The sequence below is a fragment of the Emergencia timonensis genome, assembly GCF_900086585.1.
GTDB lineage: Bacteria > Bacillota > Clostridia > Peptostreptococcales > Anaerovoracaceae > Senimuribacter > Senimuribacter timonensis.
The window spans coordinates 1097795-1113117 of sequence record NZ_FLKM01000009.1; the positions used below are offsets into that span (position 1 = coordinate 1097795).

The following is a 15323-nucleotide window of genomic DNA, read 5'->3' on the forward strand; positions in this document are numbered from 1 at the left end:
GGACGGGTTTCCTATGTTTCAAAGAACGTACCTTGCGAAGAGTCGCTCCTTGTGGGCGACATGAGTGCATAGGAGCGATGCTCCGTCATACACTCGTTTTTTACGAAAGGGAGAGCAAAGAACGTGAAAACAAAGAAAAGATTATCGATGAAAATAGCGGCTGTGGTTTTGATCTTGACCATGGGCCTATCGACTGTGAGTGCATATGGTGCTGCAGTGACAAAACCGACGATATCCGCAAGAAGTGCAGTGGTGATGGATGCTGATAACGGTAAAATTGTGTATTCAAAAAATGCTCATTACAAGAGGGATCCTGTCAGCACCACGAAATTGCTGACCGCGTTGGTCGCTTTGGACCATTTGGAGCTGAATGACAAGGTGACTGTAACCAAGACGGCAGCTAATACTGGAGGATCTACAGCGAATTTAAGAACTGGCGAAAAAATGAAGGTGAAAGATTTACTCTATGCAGCCCTTCTGCCGTCCGGTAACGATGCGGCTGTGGCACTGGCTATCGGCGTTTCTGGCAGCAAGTCAAAATTTGCCAAGCTGATGAACAAAAAGGCCAAAGAACTGGGCTGTAAGGAAAGCAACTTCTCTAATCCGCACGGATGGAAGGCAAGTTCCCACTATTCTTCCGCTTACGATATGGCTTTGATTACCAAAGCAGCTATGGAGAACAGTGCTATTAAGAAAGCTTGCAGCACTGAGATCTATAGGCTGGCAAAGACCAATAAGCAGAAGTCCAGGCTGGTAGCGACTACGAACTATTTTGTCGCGAAGAAGAAGTATCCGAAACTGGGCGTTTTTGCTGGTAAGACAGGGACATGGGAATGGAACAACGCCTCCCTGGTATCCGCCTGCGAGCAAAAGGGTAAAGTTATGTACGCTGTCGTACTGAGAGATACCACCAGCGGGCGGTATGAAAGTACCAATAAGATATTAAAGTATAGTTATAAAAAAATAGGAAACGACGCAGCATAAGCTGCTGTTTCCAGATGCCGCTGAGGAACAGCGGCGACGACAAAGGAAATTTCTTTGAAGCATGGGAGAGTTTTACGGCCGTAATCCATGCTATAAAAAAATAGGAAACGACGCAGCATAAGCTGCTGTTTCCAGATGCCGCTGAGGAACAGCGGCGACGACAAAGGAGATTTCTTTGAAGCATGGGAGAGTTTTTATGGCCGTAATCCATGCTATAAAAAAATAGGAAACGACGCAGCATAAGCTGCTGTTTCCAGATGCCGCTGAGGAACAGCGGCGACGACAAAGGAGATTTCTTTGAAGCATGGGAGAGTTTTTACGGCCGTAATCCATGCTATAAAAAAATAGGAAACGACGCAGCATAAGCTGCTGTTTCCAGATGCCGCTGAGGAACAGCGGCGACGACAAAGGAGATTTCTTTGAAGCATGGGAGAGTTTTACGGCCGTAATCCATGCTATAAAAAAATAGGATGAGAGTGTTAATACATGAGCAGAATAATGAAAAGAACAATTTCATTAATGCTGGCAGTCCTGGTTGTTTTATCCAGTGGCAGTGCCGCCTTTGGGGCAAAAGTAGCGAAACCGAATATTACTGCTGCAGGCGCAATGGTGTATTGCCAGAATACGGGAGAAATTGTCTATTCTAAAAACAGTCAGAAAAAATTAGAGCCATTCAGCGTTACTAAGCTGATGACCGTACTGCTGGCAGTACAGAACCTTCCTCTCGATAAGGAGGTCACGGTGTCTGCAAAAGCAGCCAGCCAGAAAGAGGCTTCCATCAACTTGAAGGAGGGGGAGATTCTGACGGTAGAGGACTTGATTTACGCAGCTCTCCTGCCTTCTGGCAACGACGCGGCTTACGCCCTGGGCGAGGCTGTATCTGGGGATATGGAAACCTTCATCGCTTTGATGAATAAGACGGCGAAGAACATCGGCTGTAAGAAAACCCACTTTACAAACCCCAGCGGTATGCAGGCAAAACGTCACTATACAACTGCATCTGATATGATGGAGATTGTGAAAGTAGCGCTTTCCAACGACATCATCAGAAAAGCTGCCGGCTCTACGAAATATACAATTGAAAAGACCAATAAGAGTAAAAAAAGAGTGCTGCATTCCCATATCAAGTTTTTGTCAGATAAGGAATCCGGTGTTTATGCCGGTAAGACAGGATATTGGGATACATATAACTGCAGTATTGCGCTGGGTTATAAGAAGGACGGACTGAGCCTGTTCGTCGTCATCATGGGCGATACTGTAGCAGAGCGGACCAAAGACGTGAAAAAACTGATTCAGTACGCAACTGCCAAGGTTGAAGGCCAAAAGGTTATCGGCAGCGGCAAAGAAAGCGGCAGGGTCAGAATCAAACACGGTGCTAAGACAAGCGTGACTGCTTATACTGCAGAGACAGGCTATGCTTATCTGCCAAAGGAGGCGTCTGCTAAACTGATCAGCACAAAGACTGTCATGCGAGATGACGTCGAAGCGCCTGTCAAGGCGGGAACGGTGGTTGGCACGTACCAGATTTACGTAGCTGACGAGCTAGTCAACGAAGTAAATCTCGTGATAACGGAAGATATTGATCAAGGCTGGTTCCCATCTTATCTGGGCATTTCCAACTTTGCAACAATTATTATCTGTATCGTCTTTATTTTGCTGCTTACTCTCTTTCTCACTATTTCCATAACAAAGGCCAGGAACAGACGACGTAAGAGAATGATGAAAAAGCAGCGCATTATGGAAATAGCCATGGAAGAGATGAGGCGAGAACAGGAACGAAAGGAAAGAGATTGGCGATTCTAATATGTTTGACATCAAAGAGAACTTAAAAAAACTCCCGGATTGTCCGGGAGTTTATATGCATAAGGACAAGCTGGGACAGATTATATATGTTGGAAAGGCGATTTCCCTAAAAAACAGGGTGCGTCAGTATTTCCAAAGTGCGGCGAAGTCCAATCCGAAGGTCAGGGCAATGGTCTCTAATATTGCGGAGTTTGAATATATCACCTGCAGTACGGAGATGGAAGCCCTGATTTTAGAATGCAATTTAATCAAAAAATACATGCCTAAATATAACGTACTGCTGCGGGATGACAAGACTTATCCCTATATTGTGGTCACTACAACGGAAGACTTTCCTAGAGTTTTGAAGACCAGAATTATCGCTAAAGACGGCAATCGGTATTTTGGACCTTACAGCGACGCGAGGGCGGTCAATCAGATTGTGGAGTTATTGTCCAATATCTATTCCTTGAAACGCTGTTCGGCTAAGGAGTTTCCGCTTCATTTCAGGCCTTGCCTCAATTACCATATTAATCAATGTAAAGGCGTCTGTGTGGGGAAAGTCAGCAAAGAGGAGTATCGGCAGTCCATCGACAAGGTCATAGAGTTTCTCAGTGGAAAGGAAAAGCCGCTGCTCAGAAGTCTGGAGGAAAAAATGCAGCAGGCCTCAGAAAAACTGGAATTTGAAGAAGCTGCGAAATATAGAGACTACATTTCGTCCATTAAAACAATTTCTGAGACTCAGCGAGTGACCATGATACACGATAAAGATCTGGATGTGGTTCTGCCAGTCAAAGATCAGCAGAACTCCTTTATCGTATTGTTTACCGTGCGGGACGGCAAACTTTCCGGCCGTGAGACCTTCCAGATTCAGACCGATGAAAATGACAACAGAGACGAGATGGTAGCAGAGTTTATCAAGCAGTACTATAGCCAGTGGGCAGTGGTGCCGCCAGAGATTTTGGTAGAAAGCACGCCGCCTGACATTGAACTGTTGGAAGAGTTTTTGAGCCGAGAAGGGCGTAAGGTGCGAATCTTTGTCCCACAGAAGGGTGAAAAGAAGGCCTTGCTGAACATGGCACAGAGCGACTGCATTGAAATGGTAAAAACTCTGTCTGAGAAAGCAAAGTCGAACCAGGAGAAGCAGACCGCTATCAAAGCTGAAATTGAGTCTGTCATCAGGGAAGCAGGATACACGCCGGCAGACAAGCAGGCTTATCGTATTGAATCTTATGATATATCCAATACGAACGGAGTAGACTCCGTAGGCGCGATGATTGTATTTGAAGGTCTGAAGCGGATTCGGAAGGACTATAGACGCTTTAAAATTAAAACGATTGAGGGACCTAATGACTACGGAAGCCTACAGGAGATGATTTACAGGCGTTTCAAGCGGGCAAAGGCGGGCGACCCTGCATTCATCAAAATACCTGATGCCATCTTCATGGATGGCGGCCAAGGTCAGGTGACTGCAGCGCGAAAGGTTTTGATCGCCCTAGGTATCGACATCCCTGTCGTAGGCATGGCAAAAGATGACAGTCACAGGACGAGAGCCATCGTTTTTGAAGATGGACGAGAAATCCTTCTCAGAGAAAGAAACCTGCTATTTAAGTACGCAGGGACGATTCAAGAAGAAGTACATCGCTTTGCCATCGACTACCACAGAAGTCTGCGCAGCAAAAACGCAATCCACTCTGTACTCGACAATATTTCAGGCGTCGGGCCTACGCGCAGGAACGCGCTGCTCAATCATTTTCAAACTATAGAAACCATCAAGCAGGCTTCAGTGGAGGAACTTATGAAAGTGCCTGGAATTACAGAATCTGTGGCAGAAAATATTAAAGAATATTTTAGTTGATAATTTTGCACAATAATGGTATATTAGTAAGATAACAAAGAAATTAATGAGAGTTAACGAAAATGGAGGATCAATATGGCAGATAACAAGAACAACATGCAGGATGAGGCAGATATCATCACTTTAGAATTTGATGATGGAACTGAATTAGAATGCGAAATCATGGGTGTTTTTGATTATAATGGAAAGGACTACATCGCTTTAATTCCGCTAGACGATTCTGATGACGTTTATATCTACGGATACAACGAAGTTGGGGAAGACGAATTCGAACTAGTTGATATCGAAGACGACGAATTATTCCAGAATGTTGTACAAGAGTTCGACGCAATCATGGCAGAAGACGATGGCAGCGTAAACTAATTATATGTGAGACAACCAATCCTGCAGCAGCGGCTGCAGGATTTTTTCGTCTGGATTCATTATTGCACGATAAAAGACCTCATCTAACGATGAGGTCCCTTACCTGCGATATTTAATATTTAATTAAGAAAGAACGTTCAAAAGTATGCTGTAACCCTATCACCCTTTTGACAATTTCATTATAACCAAAATATGTGTTGATTTTGCGAAGAAATATTATCAATTCTGTGACAGAAATATTAAGAAATCTTAATACAAAAAAGAGCTATCTTCTAGCTCTTTTTAAGAATGCAACGGCAAAAAATGCGAATATGGCAGTTCCAACTACGTAGTATGAATTATAGTGGCCCTTCAATATGGCTGATAGACATACCAGAGTAAAGACAATAAACAGAATTCCGATTGCTATATTTCGTTTGTTCCAGTTCATGAATTACGTCTCCTTTTGCGGCAACGCCGTTTAGATATAATAGAACCATTATACCATGACAAAACCGCTGAAAATAGAATGGAATGTCATGATTCAATGGTTCTCACTTTGCGGCAACGCCGTTTAGATATAATAGAACCATTATACCATGACAAAACCGCTGAAAATAGAATGGAATGTCATGATTCAATGGTTCTCACTTTGCGGCAACGCCGTTTAGATATAATAGAACCATTATACCACAAATCAGCATGATAAAATAGGATTGTTTTTTACAGGGAGATGGGATAAAGTATATAGCGTGGGTGACACAAAAAAAGTAGAATGGAGAATTTGTGTGAAAAAATATGATATCATTATCGCCGGCGCTGGAGCCAGCGGTGTTTTTATGTCTTACGAATTGACGAAAGAGAAAAATCAGGCGAAAATTTTGATGATAGATAAAGGCGCACCTTTAGAAAAGAGAGTCTGTCCAATTAAAGCGGGAAAGACGAAAAACTGTATCAAATGCAGTCCGTGCCATATCATGAATGGCTACGGCGGAGCCGGCACATTATCTGACGGGAAATATAATATAACGACCCAGTTTGGAGGTGACTTACACCGATATGTTGGTACTGACCATGCTATGGAGTTGATGGAGTATGTGGACAGTGTTCTCTGTGCTATGGGAGGCAGTGATGCAAAGCTTTATTCCACTGCAAACTCAGATCTGAAAACCAGGTGTTTGCAGAATAATCTGCATCTGCTTGAGGCCAAGGTCCGCCATTTGGGAACGGATAGAAACGTGCAGATTCTTGGAAAAATCTTCGAATATATTAAAGAAAGAATTGATACACAGTTTTACACGACCATTGAGGATGTGGCAGTTATGGATGACGGGACTTTCCACGTTTTGACGGACAAGGGGCAGTTTGCCTGTGATAAGCTGGTTCTCGCAACAGGCCGGTCAGGATCAAAGTGGATTGCGAAGATTTGCGACGAACTGGGCATTGAACAGAAGAAGAATCGTGTTGACATTGGTGTCAGAGTAGAACTTCCGGCAGAAGTTTTTAAAGACATTACCGATGCCGTTTATGAAGGGAAAATCGTATATAAGACGGACAGATACAACGATATGGTCAGAACCTTCTGCATGAATCCTTATGGGGAAGTGGTATCTGAAAATACGAATGGGATCGTGACGGTCAATGGGCACAGCTACGCAGATCCCAACCTTCATACAGAAAATACAAACTTTGCACTTCTGGTATCCAACAAGTTTACGGAGCCATTTGAAGACAGCAATGAATATGGTGAATCCATCGCACGACTGTCAAACATGTTGGGAGGCGGCGTCCTTCTGCAGAGATTCGGTGATTTGGTAAAGGGCCGCCGAAGTAGTGAGCGCAGAATGGAGAAGTGCTTTACCCGTCAGACATTGGCGGCAACACCTGGAGACCTAAGTCTGGTTATTCCAAAGCGACAGCTGGACAGCATTATTGAGATGATCTATGCCTTAGACAAAATTGCTCCTGGCACAGCCAATGAAGACACCCTGCTCTATGGTGTAGAAGTGAAATTTTACAATTCCAAGGTACATGTAGATAAGAACTTGCAGACGAAGATTCCTGGACTCTATGCTCTAGGCGATGGTTCCGGCGTGACTCATTCTTTATCTCAGGCATCAGCCAGCGGCGTTTATGTAGCGCGAATTCTGGCAAAACAATACCAATGACAATCTACACATTATAAAATCTGTCCACAAGTTCAGGCAACTGAAAAGCGAAATAAAACAACAAAAGACGGGCTATCAGCTTCTGGCAGTTAGCCCGTCTTTTCTGTTAAAGCGTTCTCTATTAGAACAGAAGGCTTCAATGGCGGCAGTTATTTTTTGAGCAATATAGCCAAGGTCTGGCTTTCATCTGTACCAGGATTACCGGCCATGTCACCGAAGACGTTCAATACCTTAAATCCGGCAGAGGCAGCTTCTTTTGACAGCGTTTCTGCAGTAAAATAAGTCGTCCATAGATAATAGGGGACAAGTTCCTTTTCAGATACGATACAGATTTCCTCCAATGTCACATTAGGTGCATAACGATAGAAGCCGCTTAAGGCAAGATAAGCATCCTGCCGCCAAAATCCATCAGCCAGACAAAAATCCCAGGTCTGCTTCTCCTCAAACCTGTCGTAGGCTGCCATAGAAAATACATCTAACAGAAATCTGCCTCCTGGCCTTAAGCTTTGATAAACTCTACTCAGCAGATTTCCTCGATCAGCTGTCGATAGTGCTCCATAATCACAATAAATCATGGTAACGATATCAAAATCTGCATTTAAGTCCAGCTTTAGATAGTCTTGACAGTTATATGCGATATCTAAGCCCTGATTGGCAGCAGATTCTTTAGCATAATTAATGGAACGCCTGGAGAAGTCGATTCCTGTGACCTGATAACCAGCCTTAACAAACCTCTCAGCATAGATTCCCGGACCGCAGCCTACATCCAGAAGAGATGGATAATCTGTAGGAGGTAGCAGCTTGCTGATCCAGGCTGCCGACTGATTGATAAATGATAGCTTTCGGCTGGCCCCCTCAAAATCAGGATCCAGATGGGCTTTGAGCATTTGCTTGGAAATGTATTGGTCGTCCCAAAATGCTACGGCTGATTTTTCATACAGTGGCGGTTTTTTTAATGTGGTGTAAATATTTTTGAACATCATCGTGCTCCTTTCTAAGCCAAAGAAAAAGCCGTAGATTTATATCTACGGCCCATCTTCCTGGGGAAAGAAAAGTTGGGAGTAAAATAAAATCAAATTGCAGGAACGAAAATAAAACTGCCGAGACAGTGTTTCGTTACTCTATATCATTGATTTTATCTACTCTGTTCCAGTCGTATCTATGCACCTGATTGTTTGTCATCAGATACGCCGGATATCATCACCTTTTCTAATTTATTTTATACACTTATCATAAAGGCTGCCTTGCTCTGTGTCAAGAGCGACTGACTTTATTTTCTCCAAAAGGTACTGTAATCCGCTTTCTCTTCTATATTATAAATTATCATTCGCTCTAACAACAAAAAGTCAACAGAGTCTTCCCATCTAATTCGAAAGATATTAGAGGTATGACTGTATCCTGCATTGGTAATTTCTTCTGCAAATTTCTCAATACCTGCTTTTTCAGGCGAGATTGCAAAGTGTAATTTTGCTGTGCTGAATCCGATAATAAACGTACCGTGGTCTGTGAACATCGGCTGATTCCACGCGATTTTCGGCTCTAGCCCAGGGAATTTTCTGCTCACCCATCCTAAAACGTCGGCCAGCTTGGCACGATGCTGATCATCAGAAATAGATGCTAAATAATCTGTAAAAATATTCATATGGTCATTATTACCCGGACAACTGAAAAAAATGCAAAAAGGTATTGTACATGTTTTACCACATCCAGAATTTGTTCGGCTATTGACAGCGACTGACGTTCAGTAGCTGCAAGGAGCAAGGCGATGATGCCTCCATCACTGAAGTTATATAGAACCTTGTTTTGATTCATCGAGCCTGAATGATCCGTATTATCCCATGATACTTTATTCTAGTATTCCAATAACTCTGGAATGTAATTTTTTTGAAAGACTGGAGTTTGCAGTGAAAGACAGACAGGAACAACTCGTCAGCCATTGGCATAAACTGATATTAGGCACTTGATACGCAAATGGTTCCGCAGATGCGTATAGAGAGGAAGGATATCAACATGAATATAAATAATAACAATAGCAATTGTGGGAATGGAAAATTTCGTAAAGACAGTTGTGACTGCTCCTATTGTGGATATTGTCGAGGTCCGCAGGGAGAACGTGGCCCAACAGGAGAACCTGGCCCGACAGGAGAAGCCGGTCCGCAGGGAGAACGTGGAGCGACAGGAGAGGCTGGTCCGCAAGGAGAACCAGGTCCGACAGGAGAAGCCGGTCCGCAAGGAGAACCTGGCCCGACAGGAGAAGCCGGTCCGCAGGGAGAACGTGGAGCGACAGGAGAGGCTGGTCCGCAAGGAGAACCCGGTCCGACAGGAGAAGCCGGTCCGCAAGGGGAAGCTGGTCCGCAGGGAGAACGTGGAGCGACAGGAGAGGCTGGTCCGCAAGGAGAACGTGGAGCGACAGGAGAGGCAGGTCCGCAAGGAGAACCTGGTCCGACAGGAGAAGCCGGTCCGCAAGGGGAAGCAGGTCCGCAAGGAGAACGTGGAGCGACAGGAGAAGCCGGTCCGCAAGGGGAAGCTGGTCCGCAAGGAGAACCTGGCCCGACAGGAGAAGCCGGTCTGCAGGGAGAACGTGGAGCGACAGGAGAAGCAGGTCCGCAAGGAGAACCTGGCCCGGCAGGAGAAGCAGGTCCGCAAGGAGAGCCTGGTCCGACAGGAGAGGCAGGTCCGCAAGGAGAACGTGGAGCGACAGGAGAGGCTGGTCCGCAGGGAGAACGTGGCCCAACAGGAGAAGCCGGTCCGCAAGGGGAAGCTGGTCCGCAAGGAGAACCTGGCCCGACAGGAGAAGCCGGTCCGCAGGGAGAGCCTGGAGCGACAGGAGAGGCTGGTCCGCAAGGAGAACCTGGCCCGACAGGAGAAGCCGGTCCGCAGGGAGAGCCTGGTCCGACAGGTACCTTCGATCCAGGGGAGGTTTTGTTTTATGTAAACGGTAATGGCGGACCAATACCCATTAGATTCGGAGAGGATTTAAACTTTATATCTCCAAACTTAAATATTTTCTTATCAGACAATCCAGCGACTGTCGAAATTGATGGAAAAACGATGGAATCTGCGTTCGGTGGTTTATTTTCAAACACTGTCCAATCGTTTGATTTTACTGCCAGTGATCAAATTGATCAGATACAGTTCAATAATTATATGCCTTCATTTAATGTTGGGACAAATCAAAATGAATTGCAAGTCTATATCCCCGGCGAATATGAAATTAACTTTATGATTCGTATAGCTCCGGTTGAAGTGCCAGCCCAGACGGTTTCTGCGGGAGTACGACAGGATGGCAATTTCATCGATTCAACATTGCAATATAGTATACTTTCTACAACTGAGAATACGATCTTGCAAGGAAGTGTCATTGAATTTCTTAGCGGTCAAGTTGATTTGGCGTTTTATTCCACTGGCGTTGCAGCCTTTGATTTGGCATTGCGTACAAATGCTACGCTTACAATAGAACGAATTTCGCCACAGCCTTAAAATGAATTTGGAGATGTTTATTGTAGTTTAGGGATTCGAATCCCTTAATCGTATACACAAAAAAACAAAAAGACGAGCGTTGCTCATCTTTTTGTTTTGGTGCGGTCAAAGGGATTTTGTGAATGCTGTGCATTCACCGTGCTGCGCCTCCTCGTTCAGTCGGCTTGCACCGCAGCCTATTTGCCTGTCCACCGGACAGGCTCATCTGACGGCAGCGCCCTTTCGGGTTCGAATCCCTTTAATTAATAGCCGTATATAAAAAAATAGATGGGTAAAACCCATCTATTTTTTGGTGCGGTCAAAGGGATTTTGTGAATGCTGTGCATTCACCGTGCTGCGCCTCCTCGTTCAGTCGGCTTGCACCGCAGCCTATTTGCCTGTCTACCGGACAGGCTCATCTGACGGCAGCGCCCTTTCGGGTTCGAATCCCTTAATTAATAGCCGCATATAAAAAAATAGATGGGTAAAACCCATCTATTTTTTGGTGCGGTCAAAGGGATTCGAACCCCCACGAGTCGCCTCACACGGACCTGAACCGTGCGCGTCTGCCAATTCCGCCATGACCGCATATTCAATTGTTGTGTTTCACACGACTCTTATTATTATACACATTTGAAAAAAGATTGCAAGCATAAAATGACAACTTTTTTACAAGTTTTTGAAAAAGTACAAGAGCGTTAATTTCATCTGTATACCTCTGGTGGGTATCTATTACGATGGAACGAATAAAACGGCGCAATCCCCCCCTATATTTATGCTGAATACGCCGGATTTTGTTCAAGCATATTATATGGACAGAACTTTTGTTATGGTATTCTAAGAGGACAGACTATTAACCTGCTTAAATTTACCATATTGCATGAGCCTGCATTACGGTAAGCTCACGGCAAACCCATGAACCAAGTAATCTGCCATAAATGCTTGTTCTTTGATCAATTCAGGCACTTTTTTGAGAAATATAAGCCTGTTTTTGGTTGATTAACCATAAAATGTAAAAAATGCGAATAGACTGGAGATATATATAGTATGAGTCTTTTGTATTAAAGATTGCTTTTAAGCTTTATTCAGTCAAATTTTAGCTATTTTGTTCCAGGAAGAGACTGCTGAAAGCTGAAATCTGCCATAAATGCACCTAAAATTGCTCGTTTCAGGCACTTTGGCCGGATTTAAAGCGCAAGGGTATATTTTAGGGCTTCATGCGTTTGCCGTGACTTCTGCAGACGGAGCTATACAACACAGCATTGGGCCGACTCTGCCAAAAAAACATTGTATGTGACGCAACGTCATATATTATAATAATTCCAAGGAGGTATTTTTATGGGAAAAGAACTTATGACCATTGGGGAACTGGCAAAACGCATGGGCGTGACTGTGCGGACGTTGCAGTATTATGACAAAGAAGGGATTCTGGAGCCTTCCGCTTTTAGTGCAGGCGGGCGCAGGCTGTATGCGGCAAAAGACGTGGTCAGGCTGCATCAGATTTTATCTTTTAAATATTTGGGATTTTCACTGGAGGAGATTAAAAATCATATTCTTCCTCTGGACACGCCGGAACAGATGGTTTCTCTATTAATACAACAGCAAAAAGCAATAGAAGAACAGATTGAAAATCTGCAGGAAGCGGCGCAGTCGATTGAGGCATTTCGTAGCGAAGTGGAAAATATTAAAAGTGTGGACTTTAAAAAATATGCAGAGATCATCGAACTGCTGAAGATGGGCAACGATGCCTATTGGGTTTGGAAGTGCTTTGACGACACCCTTACTGACCACATCAAAGACCGTTTCGGAGATGATCCGGCGCTTGCAGAAAAGACCTATCAGGCTTACCTGGATTTACTTGACGAGGCCTACCTATTTGTTCAACGAGGAGAACCGCCGGAAAGCGCGTGCAGCATGGTTCTGGCTGAGAAATGGTGGAATATGATTATGGACTTTACCGGCGGCGATTTGACGCTGCTTCCTAAGCTGGAGTCTTTTAATGACGACAAGACAGGTTGGGACAAAGAACTGGCGCAGAAACAGCAGGAAATCGACGACTTTATGAACAAAATGCTGGACTGCTATTTCAAAAAACAGGGAATGGATATCCCAGAAATGGAAGTGGAATCATGAGTGATGCAATACGGGTGGAAAAGCTGCGGAAGAGCTACGGCAGCAAAGAAGTGCTGAAGGGAATCTCTTTTGACGTGAGTCGTGGCGAGATATTCGCGTTGCTTGGAATCAACGGCGCAGGAAAGACCACCACGCTGGAGTGCATGGAAGGTCTTAAAAAATACGACAGCGGCAGCATTGAGGTCAACGACAGATGCGGTGTCCAGCTGCAATCGTCCTCTCTGCCAGGCAACATGAAGGCTGGCGAAGCTTTGACGCTTTTTTCTAAATGGCAGAAGACCAAGGTGAACAGCGACTATGTGAAACGTCTCGGCGTAGCGCCATTTTTATCTAAACAATATGGGCAGCTTTCCACCGGACAGAAGAGAAGGCTGCACCTGGCGCTGGCTCTCTTGGGGAATCCGGAGATCGTCATTTTGGATGAACCTACGGCGGGACTGGACGTAGAGGGACGAGTGGCCATACATAGAGAAATCCGCAAACTAAAAGAGCAGGGCAAAACCATCATCCTGGCCAGTCATGACATGGCAGAAGTAGGGGAGCTCTGTGACCGCATCGGTATCCTGAGGAACGGCCAACTGGCCTTTTTGGGAACGCCGACGGAACTGACGGAGACAGCGGGGAACGGATTCCTGCTGAAGGTCGGTTTGAGCAAGCCGGTGTTGTTCGATGGAATATCAGAACTGAAAGCAGAAAGCCAGGATGGCTGCGATTATACATTTCAGACGGAAAATCTGGAGGATACTTTGTCGCTGCTGATTGAGACGATCAAAAAGCAGGGTGCCTCTATGCGTGACATTCATGTAGAGCGGGCTGGGATAGAAGCAAGATTTTTAGAGATTGCCAAGGAGGAGCCAGATGAAAGCGATGCTGTATGAGATTTTTCTCCATATGAAATTAAATGTGAGAAGCAAGGAACTGTTGGTACACTACTATATCGTACCTTTTATTTTTTATATCCTCATGAGCAGTGTGTTTACGTCCATCATGCCAGACGCCCGTCTCACCTTGATACAGTCAATGACCGTCTTCAGTGTGACCATGGGAGGCGTTATGGGATCGCCTTATCCTCTGATCGAGTTCTACGCAAGCGAAGTGAAAAAAGCATATCATGTGGGCAACATCCCCCTTTGGACCCTGGCAGCGGGCAACTTCTTGTCCAGCCTGGTACATATATTTGCCATGAGCCTGGTCATCTTTTTTACAGCACCTGTCTTTTTTGACGCGAAAGTGCCAGCAGATCTGACCGCATATTTTTTACTCTTGCTGCTGCTCATCGTGGTGAGCCTCAGCGTCGGCATGGTGTTCGGTCTGTATAGCAAAAGTTCATCCAAAGTGGGCATGGCTACACAGCTGATTTTTATGCCGTCCATGATCATGTCCGGAATCATGTTTCCTGTTACCATGCTCCCGGAAGCCTTGCAGACTGCTGGGAAAGTTTTGCCGGCAACCTGGGGATTTGAAGCCATGTGTGCTGCCGATCTGCAATTTGGAAACTATTATCCTCTTTTGATCATCATGGCCATAGCGCTGGCACTTTCCCTTTTGAGGCTGCGAAAAATATCCATTGATTAGCTGTCTTCGATGCGCTATGATGTAAGTATCAAGAAAGATTCAGGAGGTAGAAACAATGTACGAATCCAGATGTGGTATTGCATGTGATAGCTGTGATCGAAAAGAGGAAGTGGGGTGCAAGGGCTGCCTCAATATGGAGCTGCCGTTCTGGGGCGGAGAGTGCCTGGTAAAGTCCTGCTGTGAGAAAAAAGGCCTCCATCATTGCGGGGAATGTGATATCTTCCCTTGTGAGATGGAAGCGACCATGGGCGAGGAGATGGGCTTTGACCCCAAACCGAGACTGGACAATTGCAGAAGGTGGGCGCAAGATGTCTGATATCGGAATTACATATTTGGAGAAAAACCGCCTGCTGCATATCGCCATGCTGGAGTCCATCAGACGTGACAAAGCATTGATCCTTCATGAAAGTGAACATGGCATGCTGATGCTGGATCAGTCCAGCAATGTCCACATGGTGTCCGCTGACAATGATGAATATGGAAAATATCTGGTGGACGAGATCAGAAATCCCTATCAGATCGTAGTCTGCCAGGAGTCTCTGGCGGACTATGCTGAGCCAGAATTCCAACTGCACGATGTGTTCAAATGCAAGAAGGTCGCCTATTTCAAAGGTGAAAAAGTCTCCTTTCAATCTGAGCTGAAAATCGTCAGACCAGATGCCGGCCACCTGCAGATGATCAAAGAAAACTATCACACCATTCCTGAAGAAGAAATAGATGAAATCAATCGCCGAGGAAATTTGTTCTGCGCGCTGCACGCAGACAATTTCGTCGGCTTTTCGGGTTGCCATCTGGACGGAAGCCTTGGACTTTTGGAAATCTTTCCAGCGTTTCAGAGGCGTGGTTTTGGCGAGGAGTTAGAGCGATTTATGATCAACTATATCCTTGAAAAAGGGGACACGCCTTACGGCGAAATCGTCATCGGAAATGAAGCTTCTGCCAAACTGCAGAAAAAACTGGGACTTGAGATTTCAAAGGAGACGATCACCTGGCTGCTGTAGCAGCAGGATAGTGGAACTGAA

15 protein-coding genes and 1 tRNA gene are annotated in these 15323 nt (G+C 45.1%); 12 read left to right on the forward strand and 4 right to left on the reverse strand.

Going from position 1 to position 15323, the window contains the following annotated elements; all coding sequences use genetic code 11:
• Window positions 1-123: 123 nt before the first annotated feature.
• The 4 genes from BN6539_RS16040 (at window position 124) to BN6539_RS16055 (ending at window position 4987) form a co-directional block, all read left to right on the forward strand.
• A complete protein-coding gene (locus BN6539_RS16040; protein WP_067540863.1) occupies window positions 124-984 on the forward strand; it encodes a D-alanyl-D-alanine carboxypeptidase family protein in 861 nt (286 codons plus the stop codon).
• A gap of 498 nt (window positions 985-1482) precedes the next feature.
• Window positions 1483-2787, forward strand: coding sequence for a D-alanyl-D-alanine carboxypeptidase family protein (locus BN6539_RS16045; RefSeq protein ID WP_187375520.1), 1305 nt, complete (start codon window positions 1483-1485; stop codon window positions 2785-2787).
• Window position 2788: 1 nt separating this feature from the next.
• On the forward strand, window positions 2789-4624 hold the full coding sequence (uvrC, locus tag BN6539_RS16050) for an excinuclease ABC subunit UvrC (RefSeq protein ID WP_067540869.1): 1836 nt from the start codon (window positions 2789-2791) through the stop codon (window positions 4622-4624).
• Window positions 4625-4699: 75 nt separating this feature from the next.
• On the forward strand, window positions 4700-4987 hold the full coding sequence (locus BN6539_RS16055) for a DUF1292 domain-containing protein (protein ID WP_067540874.1): 288 nt from the start codon (window positions 4700-4702) through the stop codon (window positions 4985-4987).
• 265 nt (window positions 4988-5252) lie between these two features.
• Here BN6539_RS16055 and BN6539_RS22435 read toward each other — a convergent pair whose 3' ends face one another.
• On the reverse strand, window positions 5253-5417 hold the full coding sequence (locus tag BN6539_RS22435; RefSeq protein WP_156524183.1) for a hypothetical protein: 165 nt from the start codon (window positions 5415-5417) through the stop codon (window positions 5253-5255).
• Window positions 5418-5754: 337 nt separating this feature from the next.
• On the opposite strand from BN6539_RS22435, the gene BN6539_RS16060 reads away from it, so the two are divergent.
• A complete protein-coding gene (locus BN6539_RS16060; protein WP_067540877.1) occupies window positions 5755-7134 on the forward strand; it encodes an NAD(P)/FAD-dependent oxidoreductase in 1380 nt (459 codons plus the stop codon).
• Window positions 7135-7283: 149 nt separating this feature from the next.
• Here BN6539_RS16060 and BN6539_RS16065 read toward each other — a convergent pair whose 3' ends face one another.
• Entirely contained in the window at window positions 7284-8117 is an 834-nt protein-coding gene (locus tag BN6539_RS16065; protein WP_317869915.1) for a class I SAM-dependent methyltransferase, read from the reverse strand.
• A gap of 287 nt (window positions 8118-8404) precedes the next feature.
• Window positions 8405-8776, reverse strand: a complete 372-nt coding sequence (locus tag BN6539_RS16070) for an iron chaperone (protein ID WP_067540881.1) — start codon at window positions 8774-8776, stop codon at window positions 8405-8407.
• 402 nt (window positions 8777-9178) lie between these two features.
• Here BN6539_RS16070 and BN6539_RS23130 point away from each other — a divergent pair, with 402 nt between their 5' ends.
• Complete coding sequence (locus BN6539_RS23130) at window positions 9179-10069, forward strand: hypothetical protein (protein ID WP_276326626.1); 891 nt, start codon at window positions 9179-9181, stop codon at window positions 10067-10069.
• Window positions 10057-10614 carry a collagen-like protein gene (locus BN6539_RS22995; RefSeq protein WP_242869461.1) on the forward strand — a complete coding sequence of 186 codons (558 nt, stop codon included), beginning with the start codon at window positions 10057-10059 and terminating at the stop codon, window positions 10612-10614. Before BN6539_RS23130 ends, BN6539_RS22995 begins: the two co-directional genes overlap by 13 nt.
• A gap of 482 nt (window positions 10615-11096) precedes the next feature.
• On the opposite strand, the gene BN6539_RS16080 is transcribed toward BN6539_RS22995, so the two are convergent.
• Window positions 11097-11181, reverse strand: a tRNA-Leu gene (locus tag BN6539_RS16080).
• Between the two features lie 750 nt (window positions 11182-11931).
• On the opposite strand from BN6539_RS16080, the gene BN6539_RS16085 reads away from it, so the two are divergent.
• Genes BN6539_RS16085 through BN6539_RS16105 form a run of 5 tightly spaced genes read left to right on the forward strand, consistent with a single transcriptional unit; the run spans window position 11932 to window position 15302 of the window.
• Window positions 11932-12726: a MerR family transcriptional regulator gene (locus BN6539_RS16085; protein ID WP_067540883.1), complete on the forward strand. Its 795-nt coding sequence runs from the start codon at window positions 11932-11934 to the stop codon at window positions 12724-12726.
• Entirely contained in the window at window positions 12723-13604 is an 882-nt protein-coding gene (locus BN6539_RS16090) for an ABC transporter ATP-binding protein (protein ID WP_067540885.1), read from the forward strand. Before BN6539_RS16085 ends, BN6539_RS16090 begins: the two co-directional genes overlap by 4 nt.
• Entirely contained in the window at window positions 13585-14301 is a 717-nt protein-coding gene (locus BN6539_RS16095; protein ID WP_067540887.1) for an ABC transporter permease, read from the forward strand. The genes BN6539_RS16090 and BN6539_RS16095 overlap by 20 nt, the downstream gene beginning before the upstream one ends.
• A 55-nt stretch (window positions 14302-14356) precedes the next feature.
• Window positions 14357-14617, forward strand: coding sequence for a DUF3795 domain-containing protein (locus BN6539_RS16100; protein ID WP_067540889.1), 261 nt, complete (start codon window positions 14357-14359; stop codon window positions 14615-14617).
• Window positions 14610-15302 carry a GNAT family N-acetyltransferase gene (locus tag BN6539_RS16105; protein ID WP_067540891.1) on the forward strand — a complete coding sequence of 231 codons (693 nt, stop codon included), beginning with the start codon at window positions 14610-14612 and terminating at the stop codon, window positions 15300-15302. Before BN6539_RS16100 ends, BN6539_RS16105 begins: the two co-directional genes overlap by 8 nt.
• Window positions 15303-15323: the final 21 nt, after the last annotated feature.